The organism is Bacillus sp. AMCV2, from assembly GCF_056033925.1.
The window spans coordinates 3,924,234-3,940,794 of record NZ_JBVYIB010000002.1 but is presented as its reverse complement, the minus strand read 5'-3'; the positions used below and the strand labels follow the sequence as shown (position 1 = coordinate 3,940,794).

At 46.3% G+C, this 16,561-nt stretch carries 17 protein-coding genes; 14 read left to right on the top strand and 3 right to left on the bottom strand.

All coding sequences use genetic code 11. The annotated features are described in order from the left end of the window. The first annotated feature begins 13 nt into the window (after positions 1–13). The 13 genes from iolC to AC0OMA_RS20195 all read left to right on the top strand — a co-directional run bounded on the left by iolC (position 14) and on the right by AC0OMA_RS20195 (position 13,831). Positions 14–991 (top strand): 5-dehydro-2-deoxygluconokinase, encoded by a 978-nt coding sequence (gene iolC / locus AC0OMA_RS20255; protein ID WP_029726145.1) that lies wholly within the window; start codon positions 14–16, stop codon positions 989–991. Between the two features lie 32 nt (positions 992–1,023). Beyond that, on the top strand, positions 1,024–2,937 hold the full coding sequence (iolD, locus tag AC0OMA_RS20250; RefSeq protein ID WP_474222385.1) for a 3D-(3,5/4)-trihydroxycyclohexane-1,2-dione acylhydrolase (decyclizing): 1,914 nt from the start codon (positions 1,024–1,026) through the stop codon (positions 2,935–2,937). Positions 2,938–2,953: 16 nt separating this feature from the next. Then, positions 2,954–3,847, top strand: coding sequence for a myo-inosose-2 dehydratase (gene iolE / locus AC0OMA_RS20245; RefSeq protein WP_041338079.1), 894 nt, complete (start codon positions 2,954–2,956; stop codon positions 3,845–3,847). A gap of 14 nt (positions 3,848–3,861) precedes the next feature. Next, the gene (iolF, locus tag AC0OMA_RS20240) at positions 3,862–5,178 is read left to right on the top strand and encodes a myo-inositol transporter IolF (RefSeq protein ID WP_015385114.1); all 1,317 of its coding nucleotides are present in this window, start codon (positions 3,862–3,864) and stop codon (positions 5,176–5,178) included. A 22-nt stretch (positions 5,179–5,200) separates the two neighbouring features. Further along, a complete protein-coding gene (gene iolG / locus AC0OMA_RS20235; RefSeq protein ID WP_063335869.1) occupies positions 5,201–6,235 on the top strand; it encodes a bifunctional inositol 2-dehydrogenase/D-chiro-inositol 1-dehydrogenase in 1,035 nt (344 codons plus the stop codon). Between the two features lie 19 nt (positions 6,236–6,254). Beyond that, entirely contained in the window at positions 6,255–7,124 is an 870-nt protein-coding gene (locus tag AC0OMA_RS20230) for a sugar phosphate isomerase/epimerase family protein (protein ID WP_474222384.1), read from the top strand. A gap of 85 nt (positions 7,125–7,209) precedes the next feature. Next, on the top strand, positions 7,210–8,046 hold the full coding sequence (gene iolI / locus AC0OMA_RS20225; RefSeq protein WP_322839945.1) for a 2-keto-myo-inositol isomerase: 837 nt from the start codon (positions 7,210–7,212) through the stop codon (positions 8,044–8,046). A gap of 20 nt (positions 8,047–8,066) precedes the next feature. Then, entirely contained in the window at positions 8,067–8,939 is an 873-nt protein-coding gene (gene iolJ / locus AC0OMA_RS20220) for a 6-phospho-5-dehydro-2-deoxy-D-gluconate aldolase (protein WP_015483925.1), read from the top strand. Positions 8,940–9,046: 107 nt separating this feature from the next. After that, entirely contained in the window at positions 9,047–9,736 is a 690-nt protein-coding gene (yxdJ, locus tag AC0OMA_RS20215; protein WP_015483924.1) for a two-component system response regulator YxdJ, read from the top strand. Next, positions 9,733–10,710 (top strand): two-component system sensor histidine kinase YxdK, encoded by a 978-nt coding sequence (yxdK, locus tag AC0OMA_RS20210; RefSeq protein WP_021481026.1) that lies wholly within the window; start codon positions 9,733–9,735, stop codon positions 10,708–10,710. Before yxdJ ends, yxdK begins: the two co-directional genes overlap by 4 nt. A gap of 143 nt (positions 10,711–10,853) precedes the next feature. Further along, a complete protein-coding gene (yxdL, locus tag AC0OMA_RS20205; protein ID WP_014115765.1) occupies positions 10,854–11,627 on the top strand; it encodes an ABC transporter ATP-binding protein YxdL in 774 nt (257 codons plus the stop codon). Continuing rightward, positions 11,602–13,470, top strand: coding sequence for an ABC transporter permease YxdM (gene yxdM / locus AC0OMA_RS20200; protein WP_474222383.1), 1,869 nt, complete (start codon positions 11,602–11,604; stop codon positions 13,468–13,470). The genes yxdL and yxdM overlap by 26 nt, the downstream gene beginning before the upstream one ends. Positions 13,471–13,483: 13 nt before the next feature. Further along, the gene (locus AC0OMA_RS20195) at positions 13,484–13,831 is read left to right on the top strand and encodes a YxeA family protein (RefSeq protein WP_015715011.1); all 348 of its coding nucleotides are present in this window, start codon (positions 13,484–13,486) and stop codon (positions 13,829–13,831) included. A gap of 40 nt (positions 13,832–13,871) precedes the next feature. Here AC0OMA_RS20195 and AC0OMA_RS20190 read toward each other — a convergent pair whose 3' ends face one another. Further along, positions 13,872–14,837 (bottom strand): iron-hydroxamate ABC transporter substrate-binding protein, encoded by a 966-nt coding sequence (locus tag AC0OMA_RS20190; RefSeq protein WP_015385106.1) that lies wholly within the window; start codon positions 14,835–14,837, stop codon positions 13,872–13,874. 177 nt (positions 14,838–15,014) lie between these two features. Here AC0OMA_RS20190 and AC0OMA_RS20185 point away from each other — a divergent pair, with 177 nt between their 5' ends. Continuing rightward, positions 15,015–15,413 carry a hypothetical protein gene (locus AC0OMA_RS20185; RefSeq protein ID WP_003243293.1) on the top strand — a complete coding sequence of 133 codons (399 nt, stop codon included), beginning with the start codon at positions 15,015–15,017 and terminating at the stop codon, positions 15,411–15,413. A 44-nt stretch (positions 15,414–15,457) separates the two neighbouring features. Here AC0OMA_RS20185 and AC0OMA_RS20180 read toward each other — a convergent pair whose 3' ends face one another. Together AC0OMA_RS20180 and cotNE are read right to left on the bottom strand one after the other, a co-directional pair. Next, entirely contained in the window at positions 15,458–15,811 is a 354-nt protein-coding gene (locus tag AC0OMA_RS20180) for a hypothetical protein (RefSeq protein ID WP_003236356.1), read from the bottom strand. A 248-nt stretch (positions 15,812–16,059) separates the two neighbouring features. Then, positions 16,060–16,425: an inner spore coat protein CotNE gene (gene cotNE / locus AC0OMA_RS20175; protein ID WP_015385105.1), complete on the bottom strand. Its 366-nt coding sequence runs from the start codon at positions 16,423–16,425 to the stop codon at positions 16,060–16,062. Between the last annotated feature and the right edge of the window lie 136 nt (positions 16,426–16,561).

Genomic DNA, 16,561 nt, shown 5'->3' with positions numbered 1-16,561 from the left:
GTGGCTGTTTACGATGAAGTATACATTCAATGAAGAGAAGGCTTTTGATATTGTTGCCATCGGCCGGGCATGTATTGACCTGAACGCAGTCGAATACAACCGCCCAATGGAAGAGACGATGACATTTTCCAAATACGTTGGCGGTTCACCTGCGAATATCGCGATCGGCAGCGCGAAGCTTGGCTTAAAAGCGGGCTTCATCGGCAAAATTCCTGATGACCAGCATGGAAGATTCATAGAGTCCTATATGAGAAAGACCGGCGTTGATACAACACAGATGGTTGTTGATCAAGATGGACACAAAGCGGGCCTTGCATTTACAGAAATCCTCAGCCCTGAAGAATGCAGCATTTTAATGTATCGCGATGATGTGGCGGATCTTTATCTTGAGCCTTCAGAGGTAAGCGAGGACTATATCGCAAATGCGAAAATGCTGCTTGTTTCCGGGACAGCGCTCGCCAAAAGCCCGTCACGGGAAGCGGTATTAAAAGCTGTTCAATACGCGAAGAAGCATCAGGTTAAAGTGGTGTTCGAACTGGATTACCGCCCGTATACGTGGCAGTCATCAGATGAAACAGCCGTTTACTATTCTTTGGTTGCCGAGCAGTCTGATATCGTCATCGGCACACGCGATGAATTTGATGTGATGGAAAACCGCACAGGCGGAAGCAATGAAGAATCCGTCAATCATTTATTTGGTCATTCAGCCGACCTCGTTGTCATCAAACACGGCGTCGAAGGCTCTTACGCATACAGCAAATCCGGCGAGGTATTCCGCGCTCAAGCGTACAAGACAAAAGTGCTGAAAACCTTTGGAGCCGGTGACTCCTATGCGTCAGCCTTTATCTATGGCCTTGTCAGCGGAAAAGACATCGAAACGGCATTGAAATACGGCAGTGCTTCAGCTTCTATTGTGGTAAGCAAGCACAGTTCGTCAGAAGCGATGCCGACTGCAGAAGAAATCGTACAGCTTATTGAAGCACAGTCATAATTGAAAAAGATCGAGTAAAGGTGGGATCGTTTGTGGGTAAGAAAATTCGCTTAACAACAGCACAGGCGCTGATTAAATTCTTAAACCAGCAGTACATCCATGTTGATGGAAAGGAAGAGCCTTTTGTCGAAGGGATTTTCACAATTTTCGGTCATGGAAACGTATTAGGGATCGGGCAAGCGCTTGAGCAGGATGCAGGCCATTTGAAAGTCTATCAAGGGAAAAATGAACAAGGAATGGCGCATGCGGCCATGGCGTACAGCAAGCAAATGCTGAGAAGAAAAATATATGCGGTGTCTACATCGGTCGGACCGGGAGCGGCTAACTTGGTGGCGGCAGCCGGCACTGCATTGGCAAACAATATCCCAGTTCTCTTGATTCCGGCAGACACATTTGCGACAAGACAGCCAGACCCTGTACTGCAGCAAATGGAGCAAGAATACAGTGCGGCGATTACGACAAACGATGCATTGAAACCTGTATCGAGATACTGGGACCGCATTACGCGCCCTGAGCAGCTGATGAGCAGTTTGCTGCGCGCGTTTGAAGTCATGACTGATCCGGCAAAAGCAGGTCCGGCAACGATTTGTATTTCTCAGGATGTTGAAGGGGAAGCATACGATTTTGATGAAAGTTTCTTCGTCAAACGGGTTCACTATATTGATCGCATGCAGCCGAGCGAGCGCGAGCTTCAAGGTGCGGCGGAGCTGATTAAATCCAGCAAAAAACCTGTGATTCTCGTCGGCGGAGGTGCAAAATATTCCGGTGCGCGCGATGAATTGGTTACTATTTCTAAAGCCTATAACATTCCGTTAGTTGAAACGCAGGCAGGAAAGTCTACTGTTGAGGCAGATTTTGCGAACAACCTTGGCGGAATGGGCATCACAGGTACACTTGCGGCAAACAAAGCGGCCCGCCAAGCTGATTTGATTATCGGCATCGGCACAAGGTATACAGATTTTGCGACATCCTCTAAGACCGCTTTTGATTTTGATAAAGCGAAGTTTTTGAACATTAACGTCAGCCGAATGCAGGCGTATAAACTTGATGCATTCCAAGTGGTGGCGGATGCGAAAGTGACGCTTGGCAAACTGCACGGCTTGCTTGAAGGCTATGAGAGCGAGTTCGGCACAACGATCCGGGAGCTGAAGGACGAATGGCTAGCTGAACGCGAGCGTCTCAGCAAAGTGACGTTTAAGCGGGAAGCGTTTGATCCGGAAATCAAAAATCATTTTTCTCAGGAGGTCCTGAATGAATATGCTGACGCGTTGAATACGGAGCTTCCGCAAACAACGGCATTGCTGACAATCAACGAGACGATTCCTGAAGACAGCGTCATCATCTGTTCAGCTGGCTCACTCCCAGGAGATTTGCAGCGTCTGTGGCATTCTAATGTTCCGAATACGTATCACCTGGAGTATGGGTATTCTTGCATGGGCTATGAAGTGTCCGGGACACTCGGTCTTAAACTGGCCCACCCTGACAGAGAAGTGTATTCAATCGTCGGAGACGGCAGCTTCCTGATGCTTCATTCTGAATTGATCACGGCGATTCAGTACAACAAGAAAATCAATGTGCTGCTCTTTGACAACTCAGGATTCGGATGTATCAACAACCTGCAAATGGATCACGGCAGCGGCAGCTACTATTGCGAGTTCCGCACAGATGACAACCAAATCCTGAATGTCGATTACGCGAAAGTCGCTGAGGGATACGGCGCGAAAACCTATCGCGCAAACACAGTAGAAGAATTAAAAGCGGCGTTAGAGGATGCGAAGAAACAGGATGTATCAACATTAATTGAAATGAAGGTGCTGCCTAAAACAATGACGGACGGCTATGACAGCTGGTGGCATGTCGGGGTGGCAGAGGTATCTGAACAAGAAAGCGTTCAGAAGGCATACGAAGCAAAAGAGAAAAAGCTGGAATCTGCGAAGCAGTATTAGAGGGGAGGCACCATAGATGGGCAAAAATGAAATCCTGTGGGGAATCGCTCCCATTGGGTGGCGGAATGATGACATGCCTGAAATTGGAGCGGGAAATACACTTCAGCATTTGTTAAGTGATATCGTTGTCGCACGTTTTCAAGGCACGGAGGTCGGGGGCTTTTTCCCCGAACCTGCCATCCTGAACAAAGAGCTGAAGCTTCGGAACTTACGCATTGCAGGAAAATGGTTCAGCAGTTTTATTTTGCGTGACGGACTTGGTGAAGCGGCAAAGGCATTTACCCTGCATTGTGAGTATTTGCAGCAAGTAAACGCGGATGTCGCAGTTGTCTCTGAACAAACGTACAGCGTGCAAAGCTTGGAGAAAAACGTGTTCACAGAGAAGCCGCACTTTACGGATGATGAATGGGAGCGGCTTTGCGAAGGGCTGAATCACCTTGGCGAAATTGCCGCTCAGCATGGCTTGAAGCTTGTCTATCATCATCATCTCGGCACTGGTGTCCAAACAGCGGAAGAAGTGGACCGCCTGATGGCAGGAACTGACCCTGCGCATGTACACCTCCTCTATGATACAGGCCATGCGTATATTTCTGACGGCGATTACATGGGGATGCTTGAGAAGCATATCGGCCGCATTAAGCATGTGCACTTTAAGGATGCCCGCCTGAATGTCATGGAACAATGCAGACTCGAAGGACAATCGTTCCGGCAATCATTTTTAAAAGGCATGTTTACGGTTCCCGGTGACGGCTGCATTGACTTTAGAGAAGTATATCAGCTGCTGTTGAAGCACAGTTATTCCGGATGGATTGTCATTGAAGCTGAACAGGACCCCGATGTTGCAAACCCGCTGGAGTATGCATTGATTGCGAGAAACTATATTGATCAGCAGTTGTTGGATCTGGCTTAATGGGGACTGGACATATGGGCAATACCAATGGAGATTCAGCCTTCAATAAACGGACAATCGCGGCAGCATTGGCCAACTATATTGATGCCGGTTCAATTGTGGCAGGCTCCGCCGGTTTATCATTATGGGTCAGTTACCTTAAGCTATCTGATACGCAAATCGGGCTGCTCGGCGCGCTGAGCGCAAATGCGATTTCTGCCGCTGTCGGCGCGCTGCTTGGCGGGTTTCTGGCTGATAAAGTCGGACGGAAGGCTGTTTATACCAATAGTATGCTGGTTTATGCACTAGGGATTTGTTTGGTTTTGTTCGGGGTTAATTTCCCCATGTTGTTAAGCGGTTACATCATTATCGGTTTATCAGTAGGAGCTGATATAACCGCGTCATGGACCATTATTGCGGAAAATGCGCCAAAGAAGAATCGGGCCAGACATTGCGGCGTAGCACAAGTCGCTTGGGCCGCGGGCGCTGTCGTTGTACTGCTCCTCTCCGTACTGGCCGGTGACTTGGGACTCTTGGGGAATAAAATCGTATTTGCCCATCTGCTTGTGATTGCGCTGATTACGTACATCCTGAGAATCAGGCTTCCGGAATCAGACGCCTGGCAGACAAAAAATCAGCCGGAGGATGCTCAGGCAGAGAAGCCGGCTGTATGGAATAAGACATCGTATTTTGATTTGCTCAAGCCTATGTATCTAAAAAGCATATTGTTTTTGATGGGTGTGTACTTGGTTTGGAACTTAGCCGCCGGGGTCATGGGCTTCTTTATGCCATACATTTATCAGCAGGTCGGCGGTGTATCTGCCAACATGGCCAACCTTTTGCAAATGGGGCTGTTTATCTTCACAGGATTGGGGGTCGCCTTGATCTTCATGCCCTTTGCCGACAAATATAGAAAAACCGTATTTGGAATCGCCGCTTTCATGGCGGTGATTGGGTGGACACTGTTTCTGCTGCCAGTTGAAGGCCTGCCGATTCTGCTCCTGTTTATTGTCGTGATCGGCATCAATAACGGAGCAGGGCAGCAAGCGAACTATCAGTTATGGGCCAGTGAAATCTTTCCTACGCAATATCGTGCTTCCGCACAAGGACTGATGTTTTTCCTTGTCCGTATTTCAATAGGGATTTGGAGTCTGTTTGTCCCAATGATTATCACCAATTTCGGCATTGGAACAATGGCTGCAATTCTTCTCGGATGTGTGACGGCCAGTATGATCATCGGGCTGCTCTTTGCGCCGAATACGTCTGGCAAGTCGCTTGAACAAATTCAAGAGGAACTCTACGGATCTCCTCAGAGCCAAGTAAAGCAAGGAACAGAAAGCAAAATCATGTAACCAACAGAAGGAGTGGCTGTCAATGAGTTTACGTATTGGCGTAATTGGAACTGGAGCAATCGGAAAAGAACATATTAACCGCATCACGAACAAGCTGTCCGGCGCGGAAATTGTAGCTGTAACGGATGTTAATCATGAAGCTGCACAAAAGGTCGTTGAGCAATACCAATTAACCGCGACGGTTTATCCGAATGATGACAGCCTGCTTGCAGACGAAAATGTAGACGCTGTCTTAGTGACAAGCTGGGGGCCTGCGCATGAGTCAAGCGTGTTGAAAGCCATTAAAGCCCAGAAATATGTGTTCTGTGAAAAACCGCTCGCGACAACGGCTGAAGGATGCATGCGAATCGTCGAAGAAGAAATCAAAGTGGGCAAACGCCTTGTTCAAGTCGGCTTCATGCGCCGTTATGACAGCGGTTACGTACAGCTGAAGGAAGCACTCGATAACCATGTGATTGGCGAACCGCTTATGATTCACTGCGCGCACCGCAACCCGACTGTAGGAGATAACTACACAACCGATATGGCCGTAGTCGACACGCTTGTTCATGAAATTGATGTACTGCACTGGCTCGTCAACGATGACTACGAGTCCGTTCAAGTCATCTACCCGAAAAAATCGAAAAACGCGCTGCCGCATTTAAAAGATCCGCAAATCGTCGTAATTGAAACAAAAGGCGGTATCGTCATCAATGCTGAAATCTATGTGAACTGTAAATACGGCTATGACATTCAATGCGAAATCGTCGGAGAAGACGGCATCATCAAGCTTCCCGAGCCATCAAGCATCAGCTTGAGAAAAGAAGGCAGATTCAGCACTGATATTTTGATGGATTGGCAGAGACGCTTTGTCGCTGCGTATGATGTGGAAATCCAAGACTTTATTGATTCGATTCAAAAGAAAGGCGAGGTCAGCGGACCGACGGCATGGGACGGCTATATTGCTGCTGTCACGACTGACGCGTGTGTAAAAGCCCAGGAATCTGGACAAAAAGAAAAGGTTGAATTGAAGGAAAAACCGGAATTCTATCAATCTTTTACAACAGTTCAAAACTAAAAAACAGAGGAGTGAAAATATGAAATTAGCATTGGATCCATCCATGTATCGTGATGATTTAACTTTAGAGGAAATGGTCTATAAAACGGCAGAGCTCGGCTATGAATATATCGAATTATCGCCGCGCGAGGATTTTTGCCCATTTTATAAATATCCGAAAGTCGATTCAGCAAAGATCAAACAATTAAAGCGGCTGTTAAGGGATACAGGTGTTAAGCTTTCATCGCTTCTTCCTCTTTACCACTGGGCGGGTCCTGATGAAGACCGCCGCCAGGCAGCAGTGCGCAACTGGAAACGGGCAATCGAAATTGCGGTTGAACTTGAAGTGGATTTGATGAACAGCGAATTCAGCGGTTCAAAATATGATCCTTTAACAAGTGAAGAAAAATTTATCAAATCCATGGATGAGCTTCTGCCAGTCTTTGAAAAAGAAGGCATGAAACTCAATCTTCAAGCCCACCCATACGATTTTATCGAAACGCACAAAGGTGCGATGGATATGATCCGCGCGCTTGACAAGGATTGGATCAATCTTGTCTACTCGACTGCGCATACGTTCTTCTATGATGACGGCAAAGGCGACATCGTGACCATGTTTGACGAAGCCGGCGACCGCCTCACACATGTTTTATTTGCAGATACCTATAATCATAAAGCGGCTCATGGCCTTCGCTACATCGTCAATCCGCCTGACGCGAAAGTAACGGTTCACCAGCATTTGGACATTGGCCAAGGCGAGGTTGATTTTGATACGATTTTCAGAAAACTGAGAGAGATGAAGTTCGACGGAATTGCGACGAATGCCGTATTTGCTTGGGTCGATGAAAGAGCGGATGAATCAAGCCGATTTATGCTTAAGAAAATGAAAGAAGAATTAGGTCTGGCATAAGCTGAGCATGGAGTTCGGCGGGATATGGCGACAGCCTTCCTGCCGAACTCCCTTCATATCTAAAACGCAGATGGGGGAGTCTGGCATGAAACTTTGTTTTAATGAAGCGACAACATTGGAAAACTCAAACCTTAAACAGGATTTAGAACTATGCGAAAAGCACGGCTATGATTATATTGAAATCCGCACAATGGATAAGCTGCCCGAGTACTTAAAAAATCATTCATTGGCAGATCTTGCGGAATATTTTCAAACCCATCACATCAAACCGCTTGCTTTAAACGCGCTTGTTTTCTTCAACAACCGTGATGAAAAGGGCCACAACGAGATCATCACTGAATTTAAAGGCATGATGGAAACATGCAAAACCCTCGGTGTGAAATATGTGGTGGCCGTTCCGCTTGTGACAGAGCAGAAGATTGTAAAAGAAGAGATCAAAAAGAGCAGTGTAGACGTGCTGACTGAGCTGTCAGATATCGCGGAGCCGTACGGCGTAAAAATCGCGCTTGAATTTGTCGGCCATCCGCAATGTACGGTCAATACGTTTGAACAGGCGTATGAGATCGTAAACACAGTTAACCGTGACAATGTCGGGCTTGTCCTTGATAGTTTTCACTTCCATGCAATGGGTTCAAATATTGAGAGCTTAAAGCAGGCGGACGGAAAGAAAATCTTCATCTATCATATTGATGATACAGAAGATTTCCCAATCGGCTTTTTAACAGATGAGGATCGTGTATGGCCGGGACAAGGGGCAATTGACTTAGATGCCCACTTATCAGCACTGAAGGAAATCGGCTTCTCTGATGTTGTTTCGGTTGAGCTCTTCCGGCCTGAATACTATAAGCTGACTGCTGAGGAAGCCATTCAAACAGCGAAAAAAACAACGGTTGATGTTGTATCAAAATACTTCAGCATGTAATGGGTAAAGGAGGGGTGGACATGGCTTTTGTATCGATGAAAGAGCTTCTTGAAGATGCAAAGCGGGAGCAATATGCAATTGGCCAGTTTAATATCAACGGCCTGCAATGGACGAAGGCGATTTTGCAGGCGGCGCAAAAGGAGCAATCACCGGTCATCGCCGCGGCTTCCGATCGCCTAGTTGACTATTTAGGCGGATTTAAAACGATTGCCGCCATGGTAGGCGCGTTAATGGAGGACATGGCGATTACCGTTCCGGTCGTGCTTCATCTCGATCACGGCAGCAGTGCGGAACGCTGCAGACAGGCCATTGATGCCGGATTCAGCTCAGTGATGATTGACGGCTCCCATCAGCCGATTGACGAGAATATCGCGATGACAAAAGAAGTCACCGATTATGCCGCAAAACACGGCGTGTCAGTAGAAGCCGAAGTCGGCACGGTCGGCGGAATGGAAGACGGACTGGTCGGCGGGGTCCGCTATGCCGATATCACGGAATGTGAGCGGATCGTTAAAGAAACCAATATCGACGCGCTGGCCGCCGCCCTCGGCTCTGTACACGGCAAATATCAGGGTGAGCCGAATCTCGGATTTAAGGAAATGGAGACTATCTCCCGCATGACTGATATTCCCCTCGTTCTTCACGGGGCATCCGGGATTCCGCAGGATCAGATCAAAAAAGCCATCACGCTCGGCCACGCGAAGATCAATATCAATACGGAATGTATGGTAGCGTGGACAGACGAAACACGCCGCATGTTTCAAGAAAACAGCGATCTGTACGAACCGCGCGGCTATTTGACACCCGGCATTGAAGCTGTGGAAGAGACAGTGCGAAGCAAAATGAGAGAGTTCGGATCAGCCGGTAAAGCAGCTAAGCAGCAGGTCGGCTAAAGAGACCAGAAACCGCCGAGATGGCGGTTTTTTTGTGCGGTGTTGCGTCCATACGCCCAAAACGATTATGATGATGGCAGCAGTGTAAGAAACGGGAGTGGTTCAGTTTGAATAAAATCATGATTGTGGAAGACAGTGAAGACATTCGCGGACTATTGCAGAATTACCTTGAAAAATACGGATATCAAACAGTGGTCGCCGCGGATTTTACAACTGTTCTTGATGTCTTTTTGCGGGAAAAGCCCGATGTGGTGCTGCTTGATATCAATTTGCCGGCATATGACGGATATTATTGGTGCCGGCAGATCCGCCAGCACTCCACAAGCCCAATCATCTTTATTTCTGCCAGAAGCGGGGAAATGGATCAGGTAATGGCGATTGAAAATGGGGGAGACGATTATATCGAAAAACCGTTTTCTTATGATATTGTGCTGGCGAAAATCAAAAGCCAGATCCGGAGGGCGTACGGGGAGTACGCCGCAAAGCAGGGAGAGAAAGTGGTTGAATATGCCGGCGTCCAGCTCTTTGTGGAACGGTTTGAACTGCGTTTTCAGGATGAAAAAAGCGAGCTTTCTAAAAAAGAAAGCAAGCTTTTGGAAGTGCTGCTTGAGCGGGGAGAAAAGGTGACGAGTCGGGACCGTCTCATGGAAAAGACGTGGGACACCGACATATTCATCGATGATAATACACTTAACGTGTATATCACGCGGCTCAGAAAAAAACTGCGGGAGCTGAATGCGCCTGTTTCTATCGAAGCGGTGCGGGGCGAAGGCTACCAGCTGAGGGCACAGTCATGAAGCTGTTTCTCCGGTCTCATGCAGTGCTGATTCTGCTTTTTCTCCTTCAAGGGCTGTTTGTCTTCTTTTATTACTGGTTTGCGGGTCTTCATTCTTTTTCTCACTTGTTTTACATATTGGGCGTGCAGCTTCTTATTTTGGCGGGCTATCTTGCCTATCGCTGGTACAAAGATCGCGGCGTGTATCATTGGCTCAGCTCGGGGCAGGAAGGGACGGATATCCCGTATCTCGGTTCTTCAGTGTTCTGTTCAGAGCTGTATGAAAAGCAGATGGAGCTGATCCGGCTGCAGCACCAGAAGCTCCATGAGACCGAAGCCAAGCTTGACGCGCGGGTGACGTATATGAATCAATGGGTGCACCAAGTAAAGACGCCGCTGTCGGTCATTAATTTAATCATTCAAGAAGAGGATGAGCCCGTTTTTGAACAAATCAAAAAAGAAGTCCGGCAGATTGAATTCGGGCTGGAGACGCTTCTTTATTCTTCAAGGCTCGACCTGTTTGAACGGGATTTTAAAATCGAAGCGGTTTCCCTGTCCGAGCTTCTCCAATCAGTCATTCAAAGCTATAAACGATTTTTTATTCAATATCGCGTTTATCCGAAAATGAACGTTTGCGATGATCATCAGATTTACACCGATGCCAAATGGCTCAAATTTGCGATCGGCCAAGTGGTCACAAATGCGGTCAAGTATTCAGCGGGCAAGAGTGACAGACTTGAGCTGAATGTCTTCCGCGATGAAGACAGGACGGTGCTTGAAGTCAAAGATTACGGTGTCGGGATTCCCTCGCAAGACATCAAGCGGGTGTTTGACCCTTATTACACCGGTGAAAACGGGCGGCGTTTCCAAGAATCTACGGGAATCGGCCTCCATCTCGTCAAAGAAATTACAGGTAAGCTCAATCATACGGTGGACATCAGCTCGTCTCCCGGTGAAGGGACATCAGTTCGATTTTCATTTCTTACAAAAATGTAAGGCTGCGTTAAGAAAACAACATAGCCCGCTTTGTTTCCCCTTGATAACATGGATTTATGTCAAGGGGATTTTTATGTTGAACGTCCCGGCACTACATGAAAGCAGCCCAGATCAACAAGAATAAAACCATAAGGAGGATTTTCATGGCGAATATGCTTGAAGTCAAACATATAAATAAAACCTATAAAGGACAAGTGTCCTATCAAGCCTTAAAGCAAATTTCATTTTCAATAGAAGAAGGCGAGTTCACGGCAGTGATGGGGCCGTCCGGGTCCGGAAAAACAACGCTTTTGAATATCATTTCAACGATTGACCGTCCAGATTCAGGCGATATCCTGATTCACGGAGAAAACCCGCATCGCCTGAAGCGGACAAAGCTCGCTCATTTCCGCCGCAAGCAGCTCGGATTTGTGTTTCAGGATTTCAACCTTCTGGACACGCTGACAATCGGTGAAAATATCATGCTGCCGTTAACGCTTGAAAAAGAAGCACCGTCTGTAATGGAAGAAAAACTGCAAGGCATCGCGGCAAAGCTCGGAATTGAAAACCTGCTCAACAAACGGACGTTTGAAGTATCCGGAGGACAGCGCCAGCGTGCCGCCATCGCAAGAGCGGTCATTCATAAGCCGTCACTCATCCTGGCCGATGAACCGACGGGCAACCTTGATTCCAAAGCGTCAAAAGACGTCATGGAAACGATGCAGAGCCTGAATCAGGATGATCATGTCACGGCTTTGATGGTGACCCACGATCCTGTTGCGGCAAGCTACTGTCGCCGCGTCATCTTTATAAAAGACGGCGAACTGTTTAATGAGATTTACCGCGGGGAAAACCGCCAAGTATTTTATGAACAAATTCTCGATGTGCTGTCTATGCTGGGGGGAAACGCAAATGACCTTTCTTCAGTTCGCTTATAAAAACGTCACGAGAAACAAAAGGGCCTATCTTGCATTCTTTTTAAGCAGCGCCTTTTCCGTTTTGATTTTCTTTACCTTTGCGATGTTCCTGTTTCATCCGGCATTAAAGGAAGGCTACCTGAATAATATCGCCAAAAAAGGCTTAACCGCTGCGGAATGGATGATCTTTGTTTTTTCTTTCTTATTTGTTCTGTATTCGGTTAACGCATTTTTGAAATCGAGAAATAAAGAATTCGGCATCCTGCTCATGCAGGGCATCACGCCGGGGCAGCTGAGAAAGCTCATTACTGCGGAAAATATGATCATCGGCGTCATGTCAATTGCAGCCGGCATTATCGGAGGATTCATTTTTTCAAAGACGTTCTTTACGGTCGGCGCTTATATTTTAGAAATGGACGCGCTGCCTTTGTATATGCCTTGGAAAGCGCTCGGTATTACGGCCTGCGGATTTCTGCTCTTATTTTTCTTTTTATCGCAGTTTACGATCCTTTTTGTCAGATCAAATACGGTTATCAAATTAATAAAGGGCACTGACAAGGTTAAGCCGGAGCCTAAGCCGTCCGTGCTTCTGTCCTTATTCGGCATCGCCTGTCTGTGCGGCGGGTACGGCATGGTTCTTAAAGGCAATGTCCACGGGGCCGAACCGTTTATCATTTTACTGCTCACCGTCATCGGAACATATTTCTTTTTCAGCCAAAGCAGCATATGGATTCTGCGCGCGCTGAAGAAGTGGAAAACCTTTTATCTGCGCGGGAAAAACGTCATTTGGGTTTCTGACCTTGTCTATCGTTTAAAAGACAACGCCCGCCTGTTCTTTATTGTCAGCATTATTTCCGCGGTTGCGTTTACTGCGACAGGCGTGCTCGCAATGTACAAATCGACTGTCGGGGCGGAAGAGTCCGCTTATGAAATGGAGTATTTATCCTACAGCAACAATCCAAAAGAACAGACTCATTTGAAAGATATTGACCATGAACTGAAAACACACGGCTTTACGTATGAGAAAGACAAAATAGATGTTTCCTATGTTCGCTATCAGGAAGGAGAAACTGTTCCCCCTGTTTACATGATCAGCAAATCGGATGTATCAAAGTACTTCCATGTTAAGCTGAGCGGCCTGAAAAATGATGAGGCTGTCTATTTCCCGGGCACGTATGACCGCAATTTCAAAAACAAAGCGCCGGATCAGCTGAAACTGCTGAACCAAAAAGGCAAGCTGTCCGGACAAAAACTGTCGGTAAAAGAAGTCAAAAAACCGCTGATCTCATTGAATGCCATCATCGCAGTGAATGATCAAACCTTTGATCAGCTGAAATCACTCGGTGATAAAGCGTCATTATACGGCTACAGCTATGATCATTGGAAAGACAGTCTTGAGATCAGCCAATCCTTGCAAAATGAGATTTACGGCAATTATATCGACGTGCATTCTGATTTTGCTTCAAAAGCTGGGACTTACTATGATACGGTGCAGCTGCCGAGCCTGAGTTTATTTATCGGCCTGTTTATCGCAATTGTATTCTTTGTCGCGGCAGCAAGTTTCTTATATTTCAGGCTGTTCACTGATTTAGATGAAGACCGGGAGCGCTACCGTTCACTGGCCAAAATCGGCCTGAGTGAGCGTGAAATGGCACAAAGCGTGACAATACAATTGGCCATTCTTTTCTTCTTTCCATTTGTCATTGCCGTCATGCATACACTGTTTGCCTTGAGAACATTGGCTGTGGAAGGATATTCCGATGTCGCGGGGCCGCTCAGTCTTACCATCGGAGGGTTTTTCATTTTTCAGCTTCTATTCTTCCTCGCGGTGCGGTCAAGCTATTTGAAAAAAATGAACAAGTAAGGGGAGTGAAAAGATGAAAAAAGCAATGGCAATCCTGGCCGTCTTGGCGGCTGCTGCCGTAATATGCGGGCTTCTCTTTTTTCATAACGATGTTACAGACAGATTTAATCCGTTTATTCACCAGCAAGATGTCTATGTTCAGATTGATCGAGATGGCAAACATCTTAGCCCAGGCGGTACTGAATATACATTAGACGGATACAATGCATCCGGAAAAAAAGAAGAAGTGACCTTTTTCGCCGGCAAAGAGCTTCGGAAGAACGCGTATTTGAAGGTGAAGGCGAAAGGAAAGTATGTCGAGACTTGGGAAGAAGTCAAGTTTGAAGATATGCCGGACTCCGTGCAGTCAAAATTAAAGTGATTCATAAAAAACGGCACAGCGTGATGACTGTGCCGTTTTTTTATTTTTTATTTTCTTCGGCCCGTTTGATCAGCATGTCGGTGATGATATCCACCTGTTTGCTGACAGAAATCGGATCATACGGGTAGAACGTGTCAAAGTCATTGATAAACACGCGATTATGTTTAACAGCGTCAAGGTTCTTCCAAATAGAGGAATTCTCTAGCTTGTCGAGTGTTTTGCTTTCGCCTTTCGGGTTGTAATCCGTAATGAACATATAATCTGCGGCATACTCAGGAATAACCTCTTGAGAGAGCTGTTTCATCTCTCCTTTTTTGATGACATCTTGCTCAATTTTTTCAGGCGCTTTTAACCCAAGTGCATTGTATACAGCTTGGCCGCCGCGTCCGCCATTGTCATTGAACACCCAGAATTCGCCCTTGTCTGTGTTTTCATAAATGCCGAAGGTCGCATCTTTGTCGATGACGCCGGCAATTTTCTTTTTAGCTGTTTCCGCTTTTTTGTTAAAGTCAGCCATAAATGATTTTGCTTTGTCTTTCGCTCCGGCGATATCTCCGAACATGCTGACTGTGTCCTCTACGTTTTTCGCTGTGTTATAAGGTATGACAACAGTCGGAGCGATTTTCTTTAATTTATCAACATTCTCTTCATTCATGACAACAATTAAGTCAGGCTGAAGCTCCATCACTTTTTCAACGCTGATTGGATCACCGACATCCTTCACATTTTTCAGCTTTGATTTTAAAAACGGATTATCAAATGACCATGAGCCTGAGCCGACCACATTGGCCCCGACAGACAGCAATTCACCGGCATAAAAATCAGTGACGATGCGTTTCGGATGTGCAGGAATGTTGACGTTCCCTTTTGGTGATTTGTATGTTCTCATTTCTGTTTTTTCGGAAGCAGAATCGCTTGAGCTCCCTTTAGAAGCCGTGCCGCTGCAAGCGCTGACAAACATGAGAAGCAGCACAAGCATGCCCACGAGCAATATGTTCTTTTTCATCAAGAACCCTCCCACTATGTATCTCAATAGATTAGTAATGATTATCATTATCAATTAATAATATAGCAAGAAACCTGTTCTCCGTCTATCACTATTTTTAAGGGAGAAAGTTTTTCCCGTTTATGGGTGACGCGGTATGCCTAATCGATTATTATAGGTAAATAGGAGGAGAAAAATATGGGAATTACAAAAAGAGGTGCCGCTTGGGAATGGCTGCATAGCTGGTGGATGCTGTTTATTTTCATGCCTTTTGCCATTACCAGTTTTTTTGCCTTTTTATTTATTGGCATCAAGGTTAGAAATAGAAAGTGGATCATGTACGGAATTATTTATTTTTTCATTTTTGCGTTTGGTTTTGTTTTGCCCGATCTGCCTGGTGTTTTTATTGTGGTCCCGTTATGGGCGGTGACCATTATTCATGGATTTAAAGTGCGCCCGCTGTATTTGATTCAGCTGGATGTCTACAAAGATCATGTGGAGGCGCGGGCTTTTGCCGAGGCAAGAAGTGAAGCCGAGAGCAGATTTCATGCACCGAAACAGTCTATTCAGGATATACATATTCGCAAAGAACAGTAAGAAAAAAAGCTCAACACTCGCATTGTGTTGAGCTTTTTTATATGTTACTGCTGGTAGGATTGCTGCTGAAATGGCGTGTTTTGGCCGAATGGAAGTGTAGACACATTCGTATTCATGACGCTGGATTGTCCAGTAAGTTCTTGCTGCATTTGGTTGCACATGTTGACAACCTGCTGGCACTTTTGAATCGCCATGTCATGCCCGTGCAGCGCTTGCTGAATGGTATGTGCAGCTTGTTGTTCGTGGTTTAGAATCTGCTGCAGCATTTGGATGTTTTGCTGCTCTTGATGTAGCATTTGGCGATATTGCTGGCTGCTTTGCTGTGTTTGCTGAATGAGCTGCTGAGCAGTTTGGCGGCATTGGTTCAGCTGCTGCAAGCCGTGTTGTGTATTATGCATGAATGATCCCTCCATGTATCGATTGACGTGAGTCGGTATTATCATGCAACTTGAATGAAAAGAAATTCTGTCAAAGAGGAACTACAATTATTTTCCTCAGCTCCTCTGTCTTTGAATGAAAACGGTAGAGATTGTATACTGGGTACAAACCCTTTTTATGTAAATGTTCCGTTGTAAAATATAAGAATGGCGGAAAACGACACCCTGAAATGGGAGAATCGTATTCCGCTTTTTTTTTCTTTGTTTGCTCAGAAACCGCCTTCTCCTGCAGTAAATGGGATATTCAGCCTGTTTTCTACTGTGCGGAGGCGCTGATTGAGCCGATTTAGGCGGCGTGTATGGCGTTCAACAGCCTGGCTTAGCTGATTGACCTGTTCGGCCAGCCGCGCAATTTCGCGGTTTTGACGGCGGTCTTCGTTTGTTAGACGGGTTAATTCTCTCGACTGCTGTTCATTTTGCCGTTCAAGTGCTGCGATTCTTCTTTCTAATGCCGGCTGTCTGTCCATTTGGTATGGATCGTATACATCCTGCTGCGGATAAGAATTGTACTCATAGTGGCTATAGTAAGGTTCCTGCTGAGGCAGCTGAGGGCTGTAATATTGATAAGGGTTCATTATGATCAATCTCCTTGTGGGTGAATTCCTTATAACTTATGTAGTCATTGGCACAGCGGCACGGCATTCGCCCAAAAAGAGGAGGAAAGGATGTGATCCCCTTGAGAAACAAATATGGCATTTTGCTTTTAACTGC